General features: G+C 70.4%; 2 protein-coding genes. Both read right to left on the bottom strand.

The window, feature by feature from the left end; translation table 11 throughout:
- Positions 1-71: 71 nt before the first annotated feature.
- Positions 72-1,046, bottom strand: a complete 975-nt coding sequence (locus D477_RS15495; RefSeq protein WP_005271453.1) for an AAA family ATPase — start codon at positions 1,044-1,046, stop codon at positions 72-74.
- Positions 1,047-1,338: 292 nt separating this feature from the next.
- The gene (locus D477_RS15490; protein ID WP_005271452.1) at positions 1,339-7,416 is read right to left on the bottom strand and encodes an Ig-like domain-containing protein; all 6,078 of its coding nucleotides are present in this window, start codon (positions 7,414-7,416) and stop codon (positions 1,339-1,341) included.
- Positions 7,417-7,443 lie beyond the last annotated feature (27 nt).

The raw sequence follows: 7,443 nt of genomic DNA, 5'->3' as shown, positions 1-7,443 counted from the left end.
GCAGGCGGCGCGCCGCGGCCAGCCGGCCGGCTCCGCGTTCAGTTGTGGACATGACGACTGCTGCCTCGGGGTTAGACGGCTGCGGTGCGCTGCTGCGGGGCAGCAACCTCGGCCAGGACACGGCTGATGACGGCCTCCGGGGTCGCTCCGGCGAACTCCGCCTCAGGGTCCATCACGAGCCGGTGCGTCCAGACCACCGGCGCCAGGTCCTTGATGTCGTCCGGCAGCACGTAGTTGCGGCCCTCCGCTGCCGCCCAGACCTTGGCCGCGCGGACCATGGCCAGCGCGCCGCGGACGCTGACGCCGAGCCGGGTTTCATCCGCCGAGCGCGTTGCCTCGCACAGGTGCGAGACGTACTCGAGCACCGCCGTGTCCACATGGTTGCTCGCGGCGAGGTCCGCCATGTCCGTCACGGCCTGCGTGGTGATGATCGGGGACAGCGCCGCGGAACGGTCCCGGGTGGTCGAGCCGCCAAGCAGTTCCACCGTGGACGCCAGGTCCGGGTAGCCGATCGAGGTCTTGACCAGGAAGCGGTCCAGCTGGGCCTCCGGGAGGCGGTAGGTGCCGGCCTGCTCGATCGGGTTTTGGGTCGCGATGACCATGAACGGACGCCCGGCCTGGTAGGTGACGCCATCGACGGTCACGCGGGATTCCTCCATGACCTCCAGCAGCGCCGACTGGGTCTTCGGCGAGGCGCGGTTGATCTCGTCCGCGAGCACCACGTTGGCGAAGATCGGGCCCTTGTGGAACTCGAAGTTCTGGGTCTTCTGGTCGTAGATCGTGATGCCGGTGACGTCCGAGGGCAGCAGGTCCGGAGTGAACTGGATGCGCGAGTTGCTGCCCTGCACGGTGGCCGCCAGCGACCGGGCCAGCATGGTCTTGCCGGTGCCCGGGGCGTCTTCGAGCAGCACGTGCCCCTCGGCCAGCATCGCGGTGAGGATCAGCTTGACCACGTGCGATTTGCCCAGCACCGCCTGGCCGACATTGCCGACGAGTTTCTCAAAGGTCCCGGCGAACCATTCAGCCTGCTCCGCAGTCATCGTCATCGTGGTGCTGTCTCTCTCTCGCAGTGATTCGGTTCGTTCGGTAGTTTCAGCGCCGGTCCTTGCCGCCGCGCTGCGCCCAGGCCGGCCGGCAGTGTGGCGGCCTTTCGCCGGCCAGCCGGCCGGGCGCTCCCGGGACAAACGATTAAGGAGGCGGCACGGCGGGCCGCCCCGGGTAATTCTACGGAACTTCCGCAGCCGCGCGCCAAGGGGAGAAGTCCCCATGGCCGCAACCTCCCGCCGTCGTTCTTGGGGAAAGGCGCGCACCGCTCCCCCACGGCAGTGAAACAGTCCATCAGCCGCTCCAGCCATTGAGGTGGAAGTCACCGTAGCCCTCGATAGTCACGATGAGGTCGTCGGTGTAGGGCGGCGAGACGTTGGCGATGCAGTTGGTCTCGCCGGTAATGCCGCTGTAGCTGTTGAACTGCAGCGTGGTCCGGCCATAGTTCGGGTCCAGGTTGGTGTCGGTGCCGCGGCACGTCATGGTCCGGGTGCCCAGCGGGAAGTTCCGGTAGCCGATCTTCACCCGGTACCAGTTGTCCTCGCCGTTCACATTGACCTTCGAACCGCGGTACAGCCCGGTCACGGCCGCCGGCGACGTGTCCTGCGAGCGGGTGAAGCTGCGGCTGCCGTCGGCCCGGTTGACGGTCACGACGATGGTGTGGGTCTTGCCGGCCTCCTCGCCGCTGGTCCAGCTGCCGGCACCGGCGTTGACGGCCTGGCCGTTCACAGTGACCGACGAGCCGGTGATGTCGCGGCCGTTGCCGTACTGCTGCCAGTTCGTATTCCAGGTGAAGGTCACCCGCGGCCCGTTGACCGAGGCGCCGATGTTGGACGCGTCAGTGATCGGGCCGTAGGCGCTGGTCGCGTTCGAGGCCGGGCTCGCCGCGCCGGGGCCGCCGGCGTTGAGCGCGCGGACCCGCCAACTGTGGTTCTGCCCGTTCGTCGGCGAGCCGGCCATGGCACCGGGACCGGCCAGGGGCTGCCAGCCGCCGCCATCGATCGAGTACTCGTAGCCGGTGATGGCGCTGCCGTTGTTGTTGGGCGCGCCGAAGTCCAGCCGGACCTGTTCATTGCTGCCGGTGGCGGTGGCGGTCACGGCCTGGACCTGGTGCGGTACGCCATAGGGTACGACGGCGGCGGAGCGGCTGCTGCGTTCACCGGCGCCTGCCTTGTTGTGCGCCACGACGTCGAACGTGTAGCTGCTGGCGGTCCGCAGGCCGGTCAGCGAGATTCCGGTGCCGGCCAGCCCGTCGCGGGTGCCAGCCAGTGCGCCGTTCTCGAAGATCCGCAGGTCGTAGGAGGTGACCGGGGCGCCGTTGCTGTTGGCGGGAGCCGACCAGGCCACGTCGATGGAGCCTTCATTGACCTGGCTCGTGGTCCGCGTGGCCGTCGGCGTGGACGGTGCGCCGGGCGGGCCGGCGGGGATGGCTTCGGCGGAGTAGGCGCTGAAGTCCGACGGCGTGGAGGCGCGGTTGCTGGCCTGCACGCGCACCTTGTAGGCGGTCCCGTTGGCCAGGCCGTTCCAGACCAGCGAGTTGCCGGTGACCTTGGACTTCTGCAGCTCGCCGGCCGGCGGCGCGGGCGAGATCTCCAGGCTGTACGACTCCACGGGCGAACCCTGTGAGGCCGGTGTCTGCCAGGTCACGGTGACCGAGCCGTCGCCGAACTCCAGCTGCGGGGCCGCGGGCGTCTCGGGCTTCACATCCGGCCGCACGGCGCCGGAGGCCGGCGAGGGGTCCGAGGTTCCCACCGCGTTGGTCGCGGTGACGGTGAAGTTGTACTGCTGGTTGTTGACCAGGTTCTCCAGCGTGCAGGTATTGGCGGCGCATTCCTGGCTGAAGCCGCCGCCGGAGACGGTGTAGGCGGTGATCCGCTCGCCGTTGTCGGCCGGCACTTCCCAGGTCAGCACGGCGGTGCGGTTGCCCTCGCTGACCATGCGCGGTGTGGTCGGCGCGTCCGGCTTGCCCTTCACGGTCAGGGTGACCTGGCCCTCGGTCTCGCGGTCCGGGTCCTCGGTGGCGTCCTGGATCCGGTACACCACCACCATGGTGCCGACGAAGTCCTCGGCCGGAGTGATCTCGAGGGCGTCCCCGCTGACGGCGGCGGTGCCCTGTCCGCTGTCCAGCGGCCGGGCGCTGAGGATCCTCAGCGGCGTTTCCGGGAACGGGTTCGAGTCGTTCTCCAGCACCGGCACCGTGACCGTGCGGCCCTGGTGCGCGTCCGGCACGGCATCGTCGACGGCGACCGCGGGCTGCCGGTCGGTGGCCACCACGCTGATGGTCACCGTGGCAGACACCGGATGGTGGTTGCCGTCCGTCACGCTGACGGTCACCGCGCCCTCGGTCCCCTTGGCAGTGTTGTCCGGCGCGCGGGCCGTCAACACGCTGCCGTCGAGCGAGACGTCCACGCCCTCCATGCCGCCGTCCAGCGCGAACCGCAGCGCGCCAGCGTCCTGCGGGTCCGGGTCGCTCGCGGCCTCCGCCAGGTCCAGGGTCACCGCGTCCCCGCCCTGGGCCACCTGGAGCGAGTTGGCGCTCAGGCTAGGCGGCGAGTTCTGCCCCGGTCCGGGCAGCACCGTGACCGGCACCGTCAGCGTGGCCTTCAAGCCGTCCGGGTCGTCCGGCCCGCTGCCGTCGGTGACCTCGAAGGAGACCGAGGCGGGGCCGGCGTAGCCGTCGTTGGCGGTGAAGGTGATCCGGTCCGCCCCGTTGATCCGGGCAGCGCCGGCGACGGCGGCCACCTTGTCGTCCTGGGTCAGCCGGGGCGTGCGGCCCTCGCGCACCGTGACGAGCGAGCCCAGCTCCAGCACCAGCGGCTCGCCGGAGCGGACCTCGAGCGGCTCCTGGCTCGCCAGCGCCGGCCGCTGGTCCGCGTTGCCGGGCACCACCACGAAAGCGGTGGAGTCCAGGCCGTCCATGTCTTCGAGGGTGTACGGGATGATCTGGGTGTCGGCGAGCACGGGCACCGTGAGCGTGCGGTCGTCGGCCAGGCGCGCCCGGCCGGACGGGTCGTCAACGCTGATGGCCAGTTCGGCGAGGTCGCCGTCCGGGTCCTCGTCGTTGTTGAGGATGGGCACGCTGACCTCGTCCTGGCCAGTGGTTTCGGCCACCGCCACGCGGTCGTCGCGGGCTACCGGCGGCAGCAGCGGCGCCTCCGGATCTACTGTGACCGTGACCGTCCCAACTGCGGTTCCGCCGCGGCCGTCCGCAATGGTGTAGCGTACGACGGCGGTGCCTGGCGTTTCGGGGGCCTGGATCCTTACGCGTCCCTCGCGGATGCCGAGTTCAAGCTCCGCGTCGGTGGACAGCCCGCCGTCGGCGAAGGCGATCCGGTCCCCGTCGGGATCCGAGTCGTTCTTCAGAACATCGATGGAGAGGCTGCGGCCGGGCCGGACCGTGGCTTCGTCATCGACCGCATGCGGCGGCTGGTTGGCGTCCGAGGCAGGGGCGATGCCAATGGAGATGGTGCCGGTGGCCCGGGCGCCGAGCCGGTCCTGCACGGCATAACTGATGGTGTCCGTCCCGCTGGAGCCGGCACCGGCGCTGTATTCGATCGTCCCGGCCTTGATCACCGCCGTGCCCAGGGACGGGGCCCGCTCCAGGCCGGCCAGCCCGACGGTATCGCCGTCCGGATCGATGCCGTCGAGCGGGACCGGAATGCTGACGGTCTTGCCGGCCAGCACCCGGGCCGTGAGGTCCTCCGGTACCGGCCCGGCGTTGTTCCCGGTATCCAGCGGGTTGATCCGGATGCGCACCTGCGCGCTGGCTTCCTGGCTGTCCGGCCCGCTGATCTTGTACACGACCGTGACAGTCTTGCCCTGCGCAGCATCCGGGCCGGCCTTGAAGCGCAGCTGATTGCCGGAAATCGCCACGGTCCCGTCGGCCGGATCGGGCGCCTCGGCCAGTTCGGTATGGAGGGTCAGCGGGACGCCGTTGGGATGCTCGTCGTTCTCCAGGACGGGAATCGTGACGACATCACCCGCCCGCACCACCGCCTCGTCATTGCTGGCGCGCGGCGGCAGCAGCTTGTCCGGCGCCGGCACCGGGAAGATCCCGACCTCGCCGGTGGCGCTGCCGGACCCGTTGGACACGGTGTAGGAGATGGTCAGCGGCGCGTTCAGCCCGCGGGCATCGGTCACGCGCAGGATCGAGTGGTTGAGCACCGCCACGTCCACGTCGGCATCGCGCGGCGCGGAGACCGACTGCACCACCAGCACCCCGCCGGCCGGGTCCGAGTCATTGGCCAGCACGTCAACCAGGGCCTCGCCGCGTGCCGGCAGCAGCACGGTGTCCCGCACCGCCGTCGGCAGCCCGCCGCCCTGGTCCGCCGCCGCCACGTCCACCCGGACCAGTCCGGGCGCGCTGGCCGGACCGGTGGTCGCCAGGTACTCAAGGTAGTACGTTCCCGGAGTGTCGGAACCAAAGGCGATGGTGCCGACGTCGTAATTGCCCTGCACCGAGGCGTTGGGCACCTCCGCCACATTGGCCAGCCGCAGCGAGCCGCCGGTCGGGTCCACGTCATTGCGCAGCGGGAAGATGGTGGCTTCCTGGCCGGCCGCCACCCGGATATGGTCCGGATTGGTGATCGGCGGGAGCTCGCCGCGCGGCTGGACCTCCACGGTGACCTCGCCCGTGGTGGTGGTCCGGCCGTCGGAGACGGTGATAGCGACCTTCTTCCCGCCGTCGGACACGCCCACATCCTGGTAGGTGAGCAGGCCGTCCGGGCGGGTGCGCACGATGTCCCCCGGGTCCTCCGCAACGGCCTCCACGAGCAGCAGGTCGTCGCCGTCGGGATCCAACCAGTCGGTGAGCACGTTCTGGTTCAGGCTCCGGCCGGACTCGACCGTCAGGATCGTCTCGCGCTTCTGCTCCGGAGCCTGGTTGGATCCGGCCGGCACCACACGCAGCCGGACCCGCGCGGTGTCCGTCCCGCCGCGGCCGTCGTCGACCTCGTAGCTGAAGGTGGAGCTGCCCGTGGCGTCGGCCGGCACCACGATCTGCAGGCCGGTGTCTTCGTAGATGCGCTGGACCGTGCCCGTGGACGGCTGGTTTCCGGTGACCTTGACGGTCAGCAGGTCACCGTCCGGATCCGAGTCGTTGAACAGCACCGGCAGCACCGTGGTCCGGCCGGCGCGGACGCCGAACTCGTCGTCGGTAGCCGTGGGCGGCTGGTTCTCCTCGAGCCGCTCCGGCAGCCGGGTGGCGGCGGTGATGTCCGCGGACTCGGTGGTGTTGTCCTCGTCCTCGCCCTTCGGCGGGATCAGGTCCGCCCAGTTGTTGACCAGCTGCAGGTTCTTGTTGACCAGCCAGACGTTGCCGGCGTTCACGTCATTGAGGACGACGACGTCGCGGTTGGTCCGGAACACGAGCTCCGACTCCGCGGCCAGCGACGGGATCGGCTGGGACAGGTCATGGGCGTCGTCGGCGCAGTCGCGCAGGTACGTGCCATTGCCGGTCCACGCCGCGTGGATGCAGCCGGCAACCTGCACCGGAACGATCGGCGGAGCCGGGCTCTGCACGGGAGTCAGCCGCCCCTCGCCGCCGTTCAGCGGCTGGCTGAGCAGGCCCGCGGGAGTCGCGACGGCCACCCGGGCGCTGCGGTCCCCGGGCTGCTGGAGCTTCGCCTCGGTTCCGCCGTCCACCTGGATGGCGTCGCCGGAGGGCAGGTACAGCGTGCCCTCGGGCGTGAGCACCACGGGTTCGTCGCCGACCGTGCTCAGCTGCAGGTCCTCGGCACCCTTGATGCCGGGCAGCTCCTTGGCGGAGACTTCCTCGAAGGTCCCGCCGGCGTCCGCCCGGTAGCCGGTCAGCCTTCCGGTCCCGGGTTGGGCCACGTAGACCGTGTCTTCATCACTGACGACGGCGACCGCCCCAGGCTGCTTTTCGGCCAACGGCTGCGGGGTGTCGGGAGAGAACGAGTCGAGGCTGCCGGCGGGCACCGCCCAGACCTCGCCCGAGGACGGATCGCTGACGGCCGCTACGCCGGTGCCCAGCGACAGCCTGGCCGCGCCGGGCAGCTGGTTTTCGGCCCCGTGGACCATGTCCGCGACGCTGACCCGGCTCACGGCATTCTGGTCCAGGTTCTGCAGCAGCACGGCCGCTGCCTCCTGCTGGACATCGAACCCCGTGCTGGCCGGCTTGAAGCCGCCGTCGAGCAGCTGCGACTGGTAATTCAGGTGCCCTACCAGGCCCTGGGCCTCGTTCGTGACCCAGACGCCGCCGTCGTTCAGATCCACGTCCGCGGTGGTGGTTCCGGGGTGGAGCAGGATGCCCGCCGCGACCACGGCGACGGCAACCGAGAACGCTGCTGCCGGCGCGGCTTTGCGGCCGGTTGTGCCGCGGCGCAACCGGCCCACCTTGTGGAACTTCACCCGTGCGAGACCTTTGAGAGACTGTGT

Origin of the sequence: Arthrobacter crystallopoietes BAB-32 (assembly GCF_000328305.2) — a bacterium.
GTDB classification, from domain to species: Bacteria; Actinomycetota; Actinomycetes; order Actinomycetales; family Micrococcaceae; genus Crystallibacter; species Crystallibacter crystallopoietes_A.
This window is presented reverse-complemented; position numbering and strand designations above follow the sequence as displayed.

Excerpts from the sequence above, each read along its gene's own strand:
- D477_RS15495 (WP_005271453.1), bottom strand. The coding sequence starts at position 1,046 with ATGACGATGACTGCGGAGCAGGCTGAATGGTTCGCCGGGACCTTTGAG.